General features: G+C 64.9%; 15 protein-coding genes and 1 tRNA gene. 6 read left to right on the top strand and 10 right to left on the bottom strand.

Translation table 11 applies throughout. The features are described 5' to 3' along the window. Positions 1 to 42: 42 nt before the first annotated feature. The gene (locus OS914_RS07870; RefSeq protein WP_267545512.1) at positions 43 to 978 is read right to left on the bottom strand and encodes an inositol monophosphatase family protein; all 936 of its coding nucleotides are present in this window, start codon (positions 976 to 978) and stop codon (positions 43 to 45) included. A 49-nt stretch (positions 979 to 1,027) separates the two neighbouring features. Between OS914_RS07870 and OS914_RS07865 the strand changes: the two genes are divergently transcribed. After that, positions 1,028 to 1,729: a hypothetical protein gene (locus OS914_RS07865; protein ID WP_267545511.1), complete on the top strand. Its 702-nt coding sequence runs from the start codon at positions 1,028 to 1,030 to the stop codon at positions 1,727 to 1,729. A 6-nt stretch (positions 1,730 to 1,735) separates the two neighbouring features. On the opposite strand, the gene OS914_RS07860 is transcribed toward OS914_RS07865, so the two are convergent. After that, positions 1,736 to 2,518 carry a DUF998 domain-containing protein gene (locus OS914_RS07860; RefSeq protein WP_267545510.1) on the bottom strand — a complete coding sequence of 261 codons (783 nt, stop codon included), beginning with the start codon at positions 2,516 to 2,518 and terminating at the stop codon, positions 1,736 to 1,738. A gap of 91 nt (positions 2,519 to 2,609) precedes the next feature. On the opposite strand from OS914_RS07860, the gene OS914_RS07855 reads away from it, so the two are divergent. Together OS914_RS07855 and OS914_RS07850 are read left to right on the top strand one after the other, a co-directional pair. Further along, positions 2,610 to 2,683: transfer RNA gene (locus OS914_RS07855), tRNA-Arg, on the top strand. 10 nt (positions 2,684 to 2,693) lie between these two features. Then, positions 2,694 to 3,125, top strand: a complete 432-nt coding sequence (locus tag OS914_RS07850) for a DUF6314 family protein (RefSeq protein WP_267545509.1) — start codon at positions 2,694 to 2,696, stop codon at positions 3,123 to 3,125. 114 nt (positions 3,126 to 3,239) lie between these two features. Here OS914_RS07850 and OS914_RS07845 read toward each other — a convergent pair whose 3' ends face one another. Continuing rightward, positions 3,240 to 5,138 (bottom strand): ABC transporter ATP-binding protein, encoded by a 1,899-nt coding sequence (locus tag OS914_RS07845; RefSeq protein ID WP_267545508.1) that lies wholly within the window; start codon positions 5,136 to 5,138, stop codon positions 3,240 to 3,242. A 210-nt stretch (positions 5,139 to 5,348) separates the two neighbouring features. On the opposite strand from OS914_RS07845, the gene OS914_RS07840 reads away from it, so the two are divergent. Genes OS914_RS07840 through OS914_RS07830 form a run of 3 tightly spaced genes read left to right on the top strand, consistent with a single transcriptional unit; the run spans position 5,349 to position 7,703 of the window. Next, a complete protein-coding gene (locus OS914_RS07840; protein ID WP_267545507.1) occupies positions 5,349 to 6,158 on the top strand; it encodes an amino acid ABC transporter substrate-binding protein in 810 nt (269 codons plus the stop codon). Between the two features lie 20 nt (positions 6,159 to 6,178). Next, on the top strand, positions 6,179 to 6,844 hold the full coding sequence (locus OS914_RS07835; protein ID WP_267545506.1) for an amino acid ABC transporter permease: 666 nt from the start codon (positions 6,179 to 6,181) through the stop codon (positions 6,842 to 6,844). Next, positions 6,831 to 7,703 carry an amino acid ABC transporter ATP-binding protein gene (locus OS914_RS07830; RefSeq protein ID WP_267545505.1) on the top strand — a complete coding sequence of 291 codons (873 nt, stop codon included), beginning with the start codon at positions 6,831 to 6,833 and terminating at the stop codon, positions 7,701 to 7,703. The genes OS914_RS07835 and OS914_RS07830 overlap by 14 nt, the downstream gene beginning before the upstream one ends. 28 nt (positions 7,704 to 7,731) lie before the next feature. Here the strand turns inward: OS914_RS07830 and OS914_RS07825 are convergent, their stop codons facing one another. The 7 genes from OS914_RS07825 to OS914_RS07795 all read right to left on the bottom strand — a co-directional run bounded on the left by OS914_RS07825 (position 7,732) and on the right by OS914_RS07795 (position 15,158). After that, positions 7,732 to 10,845: an alpha-mannosidase gene (locus tag OS914_RS07825; RefSeq protein WP_267545504.1), complete on the bottom strand. Its 3,114-nt coding sequence runs from the start codon at positions 10,843 to 10,845 to the stop codon at positions 7,732 to 7,734. 10 nt (positions 10,846 to 10,855) lie between these two features. Then, positions 10,856 to 11,788, bottom strand: a complete 933-nt coding sequence (gene fdhD / locus OS914_RS07820; protein ID WP_267545503.1) for a formate dehydrogenase accessory sulfurtransferase FdhD — start codon at positions 11,786 to 11,788, stop codon at positions 10,856 to 10,858. A 16-nt stretch (positions 11,789 to 11,804) separates the two neighbouring features. Further along, positions 11,805 to 13,079, bottom strand: coding sequence for a molybdopterin molybdotransferase MoeA (locus OS914_RS07815; RefSeq protein ID WP_267545502.1), 1,275 nt, complete (start codon positions 13,077 to 13,079; stop codon positions 11,805 to 11,807). Then, positions 13,079 to 13,357: a DUF6457 domain-containing protein gene (locus OS914_RS07810; protein WP_267545501.1), complete on the bottom strand. Its 279-nt coding sequence runs from the start codon at positions 13,355 to 13,357 to the stop codon at positions 13,079 to 13,081. The genes OS914_RS07815 and OS914_RS07810 overlap by 1 nt, the downstream gene beginning before the upstream one ends. Positions 13,358 to 13,458: 101 nt before the next feature. After that, positions 13,459 to 14,235, bottom strand: a complete 777-nt coding sequence (gene mobA, locus OS914_RS07805) for a molybdenum cofactor guanylyltransferase (protein WP_267545500.1) — start codon at positions 14,233 to 14,235, stop codon at positions 13,459 to 13,461. Continuing rightward, positions 14,228 to 14,626 (bottom strand): VOC family protein, encoded by a 399-nt coding sequence (locus tag OS914_RS07800; RefSeq protein ID WP_324290632.1) that lies wholly within the window; start codon positions 14,624 to 14,626, stop codon positions 14,228 to 14,230. The genes mobA and OS914_RS07800 overlap by 8 nt, the downstream gene beginning before the upstream one ends. Positions 14,627 to 14,657: 31 nt before the next feature. Then, the gene (locus OS914_RS07795) at positions 14,658 to 15,158 is read right to left on the bottom strand and encodes an HNH endonuclease (RefSeq protein ID WP_267545498.1); all 501 of its coding nucleotides are present in this window, start codon (positions 15,156 to 15,158) and stop codon (positions 14,658 to 14,660) included. Positions 15,159 to 15,259: the final 101 nt, after the last annotated feature.

Genomic DNA, 15,259 nt, shown 5'->3' with positions numbered 1-15,259 from the left:
TCAAGTCTAGGCGCTGCCCCTGACATGGACCTTCGCTGCGGGCTATAGCGCCGCGGACCGCAGCGCCGCAGCTACTTCCCGGACCGCCGTCGGACCGCCGCCAATACACCAATCCAGGCCATTGACCCGGACGACGGCGGTGGCCCCGCCTGCTGCCTGGACGATTGCTTTCCCCGGCAGCCAGTCCCACTCGGGGCAGCTGTGCTGGAACCAGCAGCCCAGCTGCCCGTCTGCTACGCGGCCCAGATCGCAGGACCCGGAGCCGAGCATGCGGATCGTGGCGGGCAGGATCGCGGCGGCATGCCACGGCATCGCTGCAGGCGGCTGCACCAGCCAGGACGGGTGAATGTAGGTGCCGGCGCTGAGCTGCCCAATGCTGGCATTCGACGGCGGCCGCAACAGCCGCCCGTTCAGCGTTGCCGGGTGGTCCACCCCGCCAAGCCAGAGTTTGTCCTCCTCCGGCTGATAAATTGCGCCCAGGAGCACGTTCGGATCCCAGGCCGCCCCCGGGCCGGCGTGTCCGTCGGGATGGACGCCGTCGGGATGGACGCCGTCGAGCCTTAGGGCCAGGGCCGAGCACCAGTAGCTGGATCCGCTGAGGAAATTGTAGGTCCCATCCACCGGGTCAATCACCCAGGTGCGGCCGCTTGTGCCCGCATGCGCTGCGCCTTCCTCCCCCAGGATGCCGTCCGCCGGGCGGCAGCGCAGCAGCTGCTCCACGACGAAACTCTCCGCCGCGCGATCGGCGGCTGTGACAACGTCGGACACGGACGTTTTCTGCTCGGCCAGCAGCCCGTCGGCACGCATCCGCCGCGCCAGTTGGCCCGCGCGGCGGACCAACGCCGCAGCCAGCTCAAGATCCGTGAGCGCAGGGTCAAAAGCAGCCGGGTCTAAAACGGCAGAATCAAAAACGGCGGAGCCAGAAACGGCGGGGTAGGTGGTGGCGGACTTATCGGATCGAGCGGATTCGGGGGCCATGGGCCCAGCCTACCGATTCTCTCTCCCACTCCGCGTGGATAATGGGGCTATGGCCAAAACTCCCGCGCAGCGCGCTGCCAAACACGGTGGTCCGGCCGCCAGCCCCACCCAGCCAGCCGTCGTCGCCCGTCCCGGCTCCCCGGCTGAGCTGGCCAAGGCTACCGGAAACGGCAACCTCCTTTTGCTGGCCGCCAGCGTGGCCACTGTGCTCCTTTTCTGGTATTTCCACCTCCTCACGCTCGAGCAGATGACCCAGCTCTCCAACGGCCAGCCCATGCCGGATTCCCTGTTTGGCGGGTTTGACCGGGCCTACATCCACCAGTTGCGCGGCTCGATGGATGCCGATGCACGGGGCCAGCTGCAGTTTGTGCATAAGACAGCAGGCACGCTGTTTCCGCTGGTTTTTGGATTTACCTGGCTCATCCTGATCGGGGTCAACGTCCGGCGGCCAGCCGTCCGGCGTGCACTGTGGGCCGCCCCGGCGCTCTTCGCCGTCGTGCAGCTGTGCGCGAACTTTGCCGTCGACGGCATGCTCGCGAGTGAGACGCTCGCCGGCGGTCAGGTTGCCTTGGCCAGCTTCCTGGTCGTCGCATCGTGGGTGCTGCTGCTGGTATCGCTGCTGGCAGGTGCCACGGCCCTCGTTCTCGGCTGGCGCAGAAAGCGCAACAGCCGCGGAAACGGTGCCAACGCTGGTGCCGGCGGCAGTCCAAGTGCTGGTGCCAACTCGCCCCGCGGCAGCTCTCCCAAGTGAAAGAACTCAGGCTACGGCGTGCTCCCGGACAGCCGCGCGAGCCTGCTGGGATCCGCGGGCCATCACCATGCCCACCACGGACAGCCCGATCGTGATGGGGTAGGCCATCAGGCGCTCCACCGTTCCGACTTCGAGGCCGGGACCCAGCGCAAACACCACGGTGGAGATCAGCGAGACCACACCGCTGAGCAATAAGAACGCGCTGATCAGCCGCCGCCGACGCCAAGTCCAGCCCAGTACCACCAGCGCCAAGCCACCCGGGATGAAGAAGAGCAGCGCACCGGTATAGTGCAGGCCGGAAATCGTGTCTTCCGGGACCAGCCCCACCACTATGGTGCCGAGCCCCGACACGCCAATCAGCACGCGTACGGCAACGGGCCACCCCGCGCGCTCGGTCGCCGGCGGCAGACTCGGCTTGCCGGCAACCCGGAAGAGCACCGAGCTCAGCAGCACCGCGCCGACGATCATTGCCAGGCCTTGAGCTATGAAGGAGGCGTCCATCAGCCGGTGCAAGGGCGAGCACACCGACCGGCCGTTGTATACCCCGCAATATTCGGCGCCCAGATCACTGATGACATTGAAACGTCGGCTGTAGGCGTGCGGACCAGCCCAAGCGGCAATGACCACCGCTTCGACAATGAAATACTGCAGAATACTGATCTTGGCCCACGCCCCGACGAGGGTTCGCATCCTGGCCAGCTGCGCGGTGGAGAGGACAGCCAGCGGCACCGCCGCCGTCGTTCCTTCTCTGTACGGCTCGGATGTGGGCTGCGAAACGGATTCGGTCACGGCTTCACTTTAGCGGTGGCCGCAGACATCGCGCGGGAACCGGTAAGGTAGTTTCCGCACCGGTTTGCGAATACGTTTCCAAATGGTGCGGGCGTGAGTAGCTCAGCAGGATAGAGCATCCCTCTCCTAAAGGGAAGGTCGCGGGTTCGAATCCCGCCTCGCGCACGTGGAGCCCGTGTCCGTCGCCGATCTGCGCGCCTATCTGGCCGGGAGCTGGCGTGTTAAGCGCACGCTGCTGGACCGTTCCAGCGGCACCCGCGGGTGCTTCGACGGGACGGTTCTGTTCGAGTCCGAGGACGGCGGGCTGGGGCAGCGTGAACGCGGCACCATCAGCTGGCCGACGCATACCGGTCCGGCCACGCGCGACTATCTTCTCCGCCCCGCCGCGGAGCCCGCGGCCCTGGACATCTACTTCCCCGACGGACGCTTCTTCCATACGCTGAATCTGTCCGCCGGCGAGTGGACCACCTTGCACAGCTGTGCACCGGACACTTACTACGTCACCTACCACGTAGTCTCGACCACGCGGCTCGATTACGAATGGACCGTCATCGGACCGGACAAGAATCTCCTGCTGACCACGTCGTTGTTCCGCAGCACCGGTTAGCTGACCGCAGCCGGCGCCTCAGGTCCGGTAAATCTGGACGACGGCGCGGCCCGGGTGCGCTCCGTGCCCTCACTGGTCGAGGCTGGAAACCCCTCCATCATGAAGCGCCGAAGCCTAAACCTTGGAGTCGTGCGCTTCCACGACGGCGGCCACAGCCTGCGCAAACTGCGTGTCATGCAGCTCCGCGTAGCGCCCACGAGCGGCCAGCAGGTCCTCATGCGTGCCCTGTTCCACGATACGCCCGGCCTCGATGACCAAAATTGTGTCCGCGGCCCTGATGGTGGAGAGCCGGTGCGCTATGACTATTGCCGTACGGTCCTGCAGCGCTTCCCCGAGCGCGGCCTGCACCGCGGCCTCGTTCGTCGAGTCAAGGGCCGCCGTCGCCTCATCCAAAATGACAACGGCGGGCTGCACCAGCAGCAGCCTGGCAATCGTCAGGCGCTGACGCTCGCCGCCGGAGAGCCGGTAACCGCGCTCCCCCACCACGGTGTCCAGCCCATCGGGCAGGGAGGTGATCATTTCCTTGAGCCGCGCGCGGCTCAGCGCATCCCAGATCTGTTCGTCGCTGGCGTCCGGTTTGGCCAGCCGCAGGTTGGAGCGGATGGATTCATGGAAGAGGTGCCCGTCCTGGGTAACCATGCCGATGCTCTGGCGCAGCGAGTCAAACGTCACGTCGCGCACGTCCGTTCCGGCGAGCCGGACCGCACCGGAATCGACGTCGTAGAGACGGGACAATAGCTGCGCGATGGTGGACTTTCCCGCCCCGGAGGACCCGACGAGGGCAATCGTCTGTCCCGGTTCAGCGCGGAAACTGATCCCATGCAGCACTTCCTCACCGCCTCGGGTATCCAGCGTGGCCACATCCTCCAGAGACGCCAGCGAGACCTTGTCCGCGGAGGGGTAGGCAAAGCGGACATCGTCGAACTCCACGGCTACCGGTCCACGGGGGATCACGCGCGCGTCGGGTTTTTCGGCGATCAGCGGTTTTAGATCCAAAATTTCAAAAACCCGGTCGAAGCTGACCAGTGCACTCATGATGTCCACCCGGGCGTTGGCCAACGCGGTGAGCGGCGCATAGAGGCGGGTCAACAGCAATGCCAGGACGACGACGTCGCCCGCGGCCAGCTGCCCGCGGATGGCGTAGTAGCCGCCCAGACCATAAACCAGGGCAAGGGCAAGCGAGGACACTAGCATCAGCGCGGTGAAGAAGACAAACTGCATGACGGCTGTCCGGACGCCGATGTCCCGCACCCGGGCAGCCCGTCCGGTGAATTCGCGGGATTCCTCCGCCGGCCGGCCAAAGAGCTTGACCAGGGTCGCGCCAGGGGCAGAGAAGCGCTCCGTCATCTGGGTGCTCATGTCAGCATTCAGATCCGCCGCTTCCTTGCGCATGCCCGCCAGCCGGGAGCCAAACCTCCGGGCCGGAATCAGGAAGACGGGCAGCAGGACCAAGGCCAGCACGGTCACTTGCCAGGACTTGCCGAGCATTACCACGAGCGTCAGAATCAGGGCCACGGAGTTGCTGACTATGCCCGACAGCGTGCCGCTGAAAGCCTGTTGCGCGCCGATCACATCATTATTCAGCCGACTGACCAGGGCGCCGGTCCGGGTCCGGGTAAAGAAGGCAATCGGCATCTTCTGCACGTGATTAAACACCGCGGTGCGCAGGTCCAGGATCACGCCCTCACCCAGGTTCGCCGAGATCCAGCGGATCACCAGCGAGAAGCCGGCATCCAGCACCGCGACCAGCGCGATCAGCAGGGCCAGGTTGATGACCACCTGCACATCGGAGCGGGCGATAATGGCATCCACGACCCGCCCGGCGAACAGCGGCGTGGCTACGGCGAGGACCGCGGACGCCACGGACAGCAGCACGAAAATCACCAGCCGGCCGCTGTACGGCCTGGCAAAAGCGAGTGTTCGCCTCGGGGTGTCTTTGGAGATCCCGCTGCCGCTCTTGTCCGAACGCATCGAGCTCCAGAGCGAGCTCCAGGCTGCGCCTTCCATACTCATGGTGGTTCCTTTGGTTTTGCTGTGTCCCGCACCGTATCCGAGAATCAAGCCTAGGGCCTGCAGCGTGCGGCAGGTTAACGTGGCCTGCATCAAAATGTCTTCACGGGAGGAAATAAGAGCTCTCCGTAAACGCGTTGACGCTGCTATGGTCGCAATCTGTGGCCGCGGACAGACACCTGGCCGCCTCATTCTTTCAAGAAGGACATCCTCATGAACCGCCGCCGTTTTGCCCTTGTTGGTTTGGTCGCAGCTTCTTTGGCTCTGGGAGGCTGCTCAACAGGCTCGGGCTCCAGCTCCGCGTCCGGCAGCACCGACACCTCGTTAAGCGACGTGACCTCCAAAGGTACGCTCGTGATCGCCACCGAGGGCACCTACAAACCCTTCACCTTCCATGCCGACGGTTCCGGCCAGCTGACCGGCTACGACGTAGAAATCGCCCAGGCCGTGGCGGCCAAGATGGGTGTCAACACGACGTTCCAGGAAACCCAGTTTGACGGGATTTTCGCCGGACTCGACGCCAAGCGGTTCGACATGATCGCCAACCAGATCTCCATCAACCCGCAGCGGAGCGCTAAGTACGATTTTTCCACGCCGTACACCGTCTCGCCGGGGGTTATCGTGACCAAGGCCGACGATAACTCCATCACCAGCTTCGGCTCTCTCAAGGGCAAGACCACCGCGCAGTCGCTGACCAGCAACTATTACACTCTGGCCCAACAGAACGGCGCAAATGTCCAGGCCGTTGAAGGCTGGGCGCAGGCCATTGCACTGCTGCGCCAGGGCCGCGTGGATGCAGTGGTCAATGACAAACTGACCTACCTTGATTACGCGAAGACCAATCCCGACGCAGGCCTGAAGATAGCTGCCGAAAGCCCGGACAAGTCCGAGAATGCCTTCGCCTTCCGTAAGGGCTCCACCGCATTGGTCAAGGCCGTGGACAAGGCGTTGGCGGATCTTCAGGCCGATGGGACACTGGCTAAAATTTCGCAGAAGTACTTTGCGGCGGACGTTTCCAAATGACCGCCCCGCTAAGCTAAGCGATGAGTGTTAACTGGGACTTGGTCTGGAGTTCGCTGGGGCCGCTGATCGGCGGCGCGATCAAAGGCACCATCCCGCTGACCCTCGCCTCCTTTGTGCTGGGTTTGATCCTGGCCCTGATCGTGGCGCTCATGCGGCTGAGCCGGAACGTGGTGCTGGCCGGCATTGGACGCTTTTATGTTTCAGTGATCCGCGGCACCCCGTTACTGGTGCAGCTTTTCGTGATCTTCTATGGCCTGCCGACCATCGGCGTCAGGCTGGATCCGTGGCCCAGTGCGATTATCGCTTTCTCGCTGAATGTGGGCGGCTATGCGGCCGAAGTGATCCGGGCCGCGATCCTGTCGGTACCGAAGGGTCAATGGGAGGCCGCGCACACCATCGGCATGTCCCGCGGGCAGGCACTGCTGCGGATCATTTTGCCGCAGGCCGCCCGAGTCTCCGTTCCGCCGTTGTCCAACACTTTCATTTCGCTGGTAAAAGATACCTCGCTGGCGTCGTTGATTCTGGTGACGGAGCTGTTCCGGCAGGCCCAGCAGGTTGCGGCCTTCAGCCAGGAATTCATGGCGCTGTATTTGGAGGCGGCCGCTGTGTATTGGGTGATCTGCCTGGTCCTGTCCACTGCACAATCACGGCTCGAAAAGAGATTGGACCGCTATGTCGCCCACTGATGAAGCACCGGTGCTCACGGTCAGAGGACTGACCAAGTCCTTCGGCAGCAACGCGGTTCTCCGGGGCATCGATCTGGACGTATCCAAGGGCAAAGTCGTGGCGCTGATCGGACCCTCGGGGTCCGGGAAGACCACCGTTCTGCGTTGCCTGAACGGACTGGAGATGCCCGACGGCGGTACCGTGGCCCTGGGCGGGAACGGAACCGGGGAGCTGCGGCTGGATTTTGGCGGCCGGATTTCCGGCGCGGACGCGGGTTCGCGCAAGGACGCGGGTTCGCGCAAGGACGCGGGTTCGCGCAAGGACGCGGGTTCGCGCAAGAGCGCGGTATCGGGAAAGAACATCGCCGCGCTCCGCGATCGCAGTGCCATGGTGTTCCAGCATTACAACCTCTTTCCGCACATGACGGTTCTGCAGAACGTCATTGAAGGACCGGTCAAGGTCCAAAAGCGGCCACGGGGGCTCGCCGTCGAAGAAGCCGAGCGGCTGCTGGCCCGTGTCGGCCTGCTGGAAAAGAAGGATGCTTACCCGTTCGAACTCTCCGGCGGCCAGCAGCAGCGGGTCGGAATCGTGCGCGCTCTGGCCCTGCGGCCCCAGTTACTGCTCTTCGATGAGCCGACGTCCGCCCTGGACCCGGAGTTGGTTGGCGATGTCCTGGGTGTCATCAAGGAACTCGCCGAAGAAGGTTGGACCATGGTGATCGTCACCCACGAGCTGGGTTTTGCCCGCCAAATGGCCGACGAAGTAATCTTCATGGACGGAGGCGTCGTTGTGGAGCGCGGCCCCGCATCGGAAGTTCTGCGCGAGCCTCAGCAGGAACGCACCCAGCAATTCCTCCAGCGACTGCTGCACGAGTTCTAGCCTGCCGCAGGGCACCGGACTTGCCCGGTCAGCGGCGGAAGCGCAGGGTGAGCAGCTGGAACGGCCGCAGCGTCAGCTGGACCGAATCCGGGCCCAGCGTAACACCCGGCACGGCGGCAACCGGAACTTCCAGCAGATCCGTGGCCTGCACCCCGAGAACAGGAAAGTTCGCAGTGATGAGCCCTACCGAACGTTCTCCCAGCGATTCATACAGCCGGACAATGACGTCACCCGAGCCGTCCTCGGCCAGCTTCACCGCTTCGATCACCAGCGCCGCGTTAAAAACAGTGAGCAGCGGGTCGGCGCCGTGCGCGCCCAGCACCAGACGTGGCTCCAGGTTGGTCCGGTAGCCTTCCTCCACAGCATCGGCTATCCCGGCACCGGGGCGGATAGTCACCGTCAGTTCGTGCCGGACCTGGTCGGTGAACGGATCCGGGCAGCGCGGCGCGCGCAGCAACGAGAGCCGGACCGTCGTCGTCGTGCCCTCCGATCCCGACACGCCCCCCGCGCGGACCGCCCGGGTCACGTCGTGTCCATACGTCGAACCGTTGGAGATGGCCACGCCGTAACCCGGCTCGCCGACGTGGATCCAGCGGTGCGCGCAGATTTCGAATTTGGCCGCCTCCCAGGAGGTGTTGCTGTGCGTGGGACGGTAGATGTGGCCGAATTGCGTTTCCGCGGCGGAGCGGTCAGCCCGCACATCCAACGGGAAGCTGAGCTTGAGCAGTTTCTCGCTTTCCTGCCAGTCCACAACGGTACTGATAACCAGCGACGGCGCGCCGGCGGCCAGCCGGATCCGTTGCGTTACCGGCGAGGAAGCGACGAGGCGTTCTACCACGACGACGGCGTCCCAGCCGGCGCGTTCGAGGGTCACCGAGCGGGCTTGTGCATAACTGGTGACATTGCGGCGGTAGAACTCGTCGATGTCCCAGGCGTCCCAGGCATTGGGAGTGTCGCGGTGCAGCTGAAGGTGGTTGCCGAAGCTCCCCGGGGCAATGGCCTCCCGACCGGTGGCATAGTCCATCAGAGAGGTCAGCAGTCCGTTGCCGTCCAGTACGGCCCGAATGATTCCGTTGTCCAAAATGTACCCGCCGTCCCGAGCTGTGACATCGACCGGCAATTCGGGGACGGATGCCGAGGTCGCCGCGAGCGCAGGAACGCCGGAACGCTCATGCGGGGCAGCATTCAGCAGGAATTCCGTCTCCCCCTCCCCGAGCAGAGCCCGTGCCGAGGCAGCGATGAGGGCTTCCAGATCACGGGCGACGGCGGCATAGTTGCGTTCGGCGTCCTGGTGGACCCAGGCAATGGCGCTGCCGGGCAGGATGTCATGGAACTGCTGGAGCAGGACCAGCTGCCAGAGGCGTTTGAGTTCCGCGGCCGGGTACTTTGCGCCGGTGCGCACCTGGGCCGTCGTGGCCCACAGCTCGGCTTCCCGGAGCAGGTGTTCACTCCTCCGGTTACCCCGTTTCATATTCGCCTGGCTGGTGTAGGTGCCGCGGTGCAGTTCCAGATATATTTCGCCCAACCAGAGTGGAGGGTCCGGGTACTCGGCCTGCGCCTGCTCAAAGAACTGTGCTGCGGTTCCCATCACCACGGTGGGTGAGCCCTCCAAATCCGATGACCGGTGCGCCGCCGCAATCATTTCGCGGGTGGGGCCGCCGCCGCCGTCGCCGTAGCCAAAGGGAACCAGCGACAAGGTGCCGCGCCCCTGCTCACGGTAGTTCCGCTGCGCGTGCGCCAGGTCCGCCGCGCCCAAGTCCGAACTGTAGGAGTCCACGGGTGGGAAATGCGTAAAGATCCGGCTGCCGTCAATGCCCTCCCAGAGGAAGGTATGGTGCGGCATCTTGTTCACTTGGTTCCAGGAGATCTTCTGGGTCAGGAACCATTTCATTCCCGCCGCCCGGGCGATCTGCGGGAGCGCTGCAGAATAGCCAAAGGAATCCGGCAGCCACGTCTCCTTGCAGTCAATGTCGAACTCCCGCCGGAAAAAATCCTTCCCCTCGACAAACTGCCGCGCCATCGCCTCCCCGCCGGGCATATTTGTATCCGACTCGACCCACATGCCGCCCACCGGAACAAACTGCCCGGCGGCCACTTTGGCCTTGATCCGGCCAAACAAGTCCGGGTAGTACTCCTTCATCCACGCCAGCTGTTGGGCGGAGGAACATGAGAAGAAGAAATCGGGGTGGTCATCCATCAGGGCCAGCACGTTAGCGAACGTCCTGGCACATTTACGGATGGTCTCGCGCACGGGCCACAACCACGCCGAGTCGATATGGGCATGGCCGGTTGCCACTACGCCATGCGCGGATGCGTACGCCGGTCTGTTGAGCACTCCGGCCAGCACGCTCCTGCCGACCAGGGCGGTGCCCGCGACGTCATCCGGGTCCATCACGTCCATCATGGTTTCGAGCGCACGCAGAATCTCGGAGCGGCGCGGCAGGTCCGTTGGCAGTTCAAGCATCAAGCCGCTGAGGGCAGCGACATCCTGGCACAGTTCCCAGACCTGCAGATCCCGCTCGGCCAGCACAATCGGCCCCAGCCGATACTGCGGCAGCGTGCCCGCCGTCGCCTTGTCCCCCAGGAGACTGGGGGCGAAGCTGAAACCCGCCGCCACGTCGGGATTGGCTGCCGCCTCTACGTAGAAGTCCACAGCCCTGCCAACGTCCGCACTCGCCGGCCCGGCCTCCGCGCCGCCGGCCTGCTGTCCGGCCTCCGCTGCGCCGGTACCGGCGAGTAACTCCAGCGCTACGTGCTGATTGCGTGGCGAGATGGCTTTCGCGATGGTTCCGTCCTGCCGCCAGGCGATGCCTTCGCACTGGAATCCGGGGAGCTCAGTGGTGAAACCCAGATCCACCACGACTTCCAACGCCGTGCCGGCCCTCCCCCACCCCGCCGGTACCAGTCCGGTGAGGTGCAGCCAGGTCGTGGACCAGGGCGCCCCCCATGCGGCGCCCGGTGCGACTGGAACGTACTCCCGCACTGTGGCCGGCGCCGTCGCCTCGCTGAACGGAACGGGCTCGCCGGGAACGGTCCAGCCGGTGACGGTCAGCGGGACGCTGCGGGTGTAGACGCCGGGCAGCAGCCGATCCCGGACAAAGCGGCTCAAGCGGGCCTCGGTCAGCAGTCTGTCATCCTGCACTGGATACTCCTCAATGGATGGATTGGTCGAGGACCCGTTCCGGATGACTGTAAACGTTCAGGCTGCTGCCCCGGCTGAACCCGACGAGCGTCAAAGAGGAGCTTTCGGCCAGTTCCACGGCCAACGACGACGGCGCGCTCACCGCCGCGAGGATCGGCACTCCGGCGAGGGATGCCTTCTGCACCAGCTCAAAGGAGGCCCGCCCGGAAACCTGGAGCACAGTTGAGTTCAGGGGCAGTCTGCCTTCCCGCAGGGCCCACCCCACCACCTTGTCCACGGCGTTGTGCCTGCCAACGTCCTCACGCAGACACAACAGTTCTCCCTTTGCACTGAACAAACCGGCGGCATGTACTCCGCCGGTCCGGTCGAAGAGTTTCTGCCGCTGCCGCAGCTTATCCGGCAGCGAAGCCAGCAGTTCCACCCCCACCAACGGCACCCCGGGCACCGGTGCGTCCGGCGCGAAGTGGGAAGATTTCCGCACGGCGTCAATGGATGCCGTGCCGCAAATTCCGCAGGAACTGGTGGTGTACACGTGCCGGGCCAGGCCCGTATCCGGCGGTTCAACATCCGGTCGCAGCTGGGCCTGGACCACGTTGAAGGTCTGCCGGCCGTTCTCGTCCTCGCCGGCGCAGAACCGCAGCGATACCAATTGACCTGGTTCCCAAATAACGCCCTCGGAGACGAGGAACCCTGCCACCAGGTCGAAGTCATCACCCGGAGTCCGCATCGTCACGCTGAAGGGCACGTCCCCCAGACGGATTTCCAGCGGCTCCTCCACCGCCAGGGTGTCCTCCCCATGATGTTCGGCCGCCCGGAAGATGGAAGCCGCCGGCACCGTTCCGTGCGTCGACGAGCCATGGGTCGCCGATCCTGCGCGTGCCGTCGCCGTCGACGTCGACATTCGGACTTTCGTCATTCGGACGCGTTGCGTCAGCCGTCCCATAGAGTCTCCTTATTGATCATGGCCGTTGCCACGGCAGCGGAATCGCGGTTATGGCCTCGCCCATTTTGGCGCCGTGCGGCGGCACCAGCATCACGCCGTCGGCCGCCGCCAGACCGCGCAGCATGCCCGAGTCCGCAAATTTTGTCGGAGATGCCAAGCCATAGACCAACCGGTACGGCAGCAGACGTGTCCGTCCCGGGCTTTCGCCAATGGGTGAACCACAGAATACCTCCCCTGTTACCGGCAGCTCACGGCTGCCGAGCCGGGCCAGCAGCGGCGCCGCAACGGTCAATAGGCCCATCATCGCCGCGAGCGGATTCCCCGGCAGGCCCACCAGCAACCGGCCGTCCGGGAACTCGGCCAGCAGTGTGGGGTGACCCGGGCGCATGGCGATCCCATCGATAACCATCGTGCCACCGAGCCCGGCCACGGCTGCCCGCAGAAAATCAGCGCTGGAACGGCCGGTGGCACCGGTGGTGATAATCACGTCGGCAGGATCGTCCACACTATCTTCGAGTGCAGCGGTCATTGCCGCCAGACTGTCAGCGACGCGCTGCTGTTCCAGCACCGCGCCCCCGAGCATGCGGACCACCGCCGCCAACTGCGGGGAGAAGGTATCGCGGACCTGTCCCGGTTCCGGCAATCCGGCGGAGACCACCTCATCGCCGGTGAAGATCAGCTTCACCGAGGGCTGCCCCAACACCTGGACCTCGTCCAGCCCGGCCAGCGCTGCTACGGCAATATGAACCGGGTTGAGCGTCTGGCCGCTGCGTACCATAACCTCCCCGGCTCTGGCCTCCTCCGCTGGCCTGCGGATGTGCTGGCCCCCCTTGGGCTCTCCTGGGCGAGCACTTTCGCTGAGCACCAGTACCGGCAGCCCGTCCGCATCCCGGCTCAACTGCCCCGACTCGCTGCGCAGCACGGCCTTGGTCCCTGCGGGGATCAATCCGCCGGTCACAACAGGGGCGGCCTGCCCCGAAGAAAGCCGGTGTCCGGTCTCCGCCAGAATCCACGGAGGGCTGCCGGCAACCGACCAGCCGTCCATGGCCGACGACGCATAGTGCGGAATGTCCTGCAGGGCTGTAATGTCCTGCGCCAGGATCCGACCTATTCCCTGATCGAGGGAGACCGAATGTGCCGGCAGCGGAACCACACAGTCGTAGGCCCTCGCTCGTGCCTCGTCCCAGCTGTACGGCAAACTCACCCGCGGGCCGGGGAGCCCGGACGCTGCCGGGAAGACGGACGATGCCGGGAAGACGGACGGTGCCGGCGCCGGTTCGGCACTGGGCATTAGACGGTCCCGTCGGCTTCGGCAGCTGCCATTTTCCCCGCAAGCTCTAGGGCCGCCCGCATTGCCGCCGCCTCGGGTGCCTGGCCGGAGCCGGCCGCCAGTCCCGCGGCCAGACCGGCGATGAAGGTGGTCAACGGAGCGGCCGGCCGCACCACGGCATGTGCCGCCTCGCCGGCGACCTTGAGGATGGCGTTGGTGTCGATCGACAGCTCGGCGATCTCAAAGCCCTGCAGCAGTGTGTGCACCCAATCCTCCAGCAACTCTTCCTGGCTCTTCATGACGGCTCCTGATGTGTGAATACGTTCAAACCGAGACCGCAGGCGCGGTTTTGGTTCACCTGGGTTAAATCTATACTGCGCAACGGGCTGACAGTCCTCCGTCAGCCGCCGTCGGCTGCATCCGGTGGACTGATGCCGGGGATCCCGTCAACGCCCAACCTCGCGGCGTCTGCCCAACTGTCGACATCCGCGGTACTGCCGGCGGGGACCTCCGTCCGAGCCACCTCCAGACTAGCAATCAGAGAGAAGAGCGAAGCATTCGCCAACGCTCCCGCCCGCCGCGCCCTGTCAATGGCATCGCTTAAGGCGGCTATGCGGTAGACGGCGGCCAGCGGCTGGTCCCGCCCCTGATCGGTGGCAAGGACACCATCGGCGGCTATGCTGCGGTCCAGTAGCGCGGGGAGCACCGCCGACACCCTGGGCATATCGCAGGCGAGCACCAGGACATAATTGCCTGATCCCGCCAGCGTGATGAGGCGGCCCAACCCCGCGGCGAGTGCGGCAGCAGGGCCGGAGAAAGCGGGCTCTTCGCGCACCAGGATCAGCGGTTGTTCGCTACGATTCTCCGTCGGAGTCAGCAGCGCCGTCCCGGCCGCCGCGCAGGGCCCGAGCAGGGAGCGCAGCTGTTCCGCAGGTCCCACCACGATGAGGGGAACATTTGACACGGCCCGCTGCCTTGACCGCAGCGAGTCCCCGACCGCCGCCACGGTTCGCGCCAGCAGGCTGACACCGCCGATCGTCAAAGCCGCCTTCGCCGTACCGCCAAGACGGGAAGACCGCCCGCCCGCAAGGACAACGGCGCCCGCGATGCGGGATTCCCCGAGGTGAGGACTGTTGGCTGCGCCAGTTTGGTCTTCATTACCGGGTTGCTTAGGCAAACCCGAGACGTTCCTCGCCGGCGCCGTCGTCGACCGTCTCAGTCTTCATTTGTGCCAGTCCGAGCAGCACCCCGGCTGGATCCACGATGTAACTGGCTCCACCTGCCGCGCCCTTATCGAAGCGCGGATAAACTATCTCACCGCCGTTGGCGACAACGGCGGCCATCGCCGCGTCCAGGTCGGGAACGGCGATCACGGGGGTGGCATGCGGATCACCGTCCTGGGATGTCATCAGCCCGGTATCAATACCCGGCGCGCCGCTGTGCTCAGACATCAGGTAATCCGGCGTTCCGAACGGCTGCGGATCCCAGCCGAAGGTTGCCTGCATGAAGGTTCGTGTGGCAGCCATATCAGGACTGTGAATCTCCACGAACGTGACTGGCTGAATCATGACGCCGCCCTTTCTCGAAGCTTCCCTCAGCTTACGCCGCCGACTCCTGCCGAAGGAATGGCATCCACTCCGGCACCGGCGTGTCCAACTCCTTGATCTGCCGGAAACCCGACCGCGGGGGCTCCGGGCTGACCCGTAGCTTCCAGCCCATTTTGGCGAGCGTATGGTTCCCCTTCAACCCGTTGCACCGCAGGCAACAGGCCACCAGATTCTCCCAGCTTTCCGTTCCGCCATGGGAGCGGGGCTCAATATGATCCACCGTAGTAGCGCTCTTCCCACAGTAGGCGCATCGATGCTCATCACGGCGCAGCACGCCACGCCGGGTGACCGGAGCGGCTTGGTTATACGGCAACCGCACGTAACGGGTCAGCAGGATGACGGAGGGGCGGCCCAGGATTTCGGTGGGGCCCACCACTGGATCATCACTTTCGGCCAGGACACTGGCTTTCCCCGAAAGGACAAGGACCAGCGCCCGGCGGAAGGTCACCACCGCCAGTGGTTCGTATCCGGCATTGAGAATGAGAGTGCGCATGCACACGCTTCTTTTCGGCAAAGTCCGTCACCGCTGCGACAGAGCCGGCTGCCCTCCGCTGGTTTTCGAACCGTGGATTCTACGGATAAGACTAAACAATG

It is taken from the genome of Arthrobacter endolithicus (assembly GCF_026627425.1).
GTDB lineage: Bacteria > Actinomycetota > Actinomycetes > Actinomycetales > Micrococcaceae > Arthrobacter_M.
This window is presented reverse-complemented; position numbering and strand designations above follow the sequence as displayed.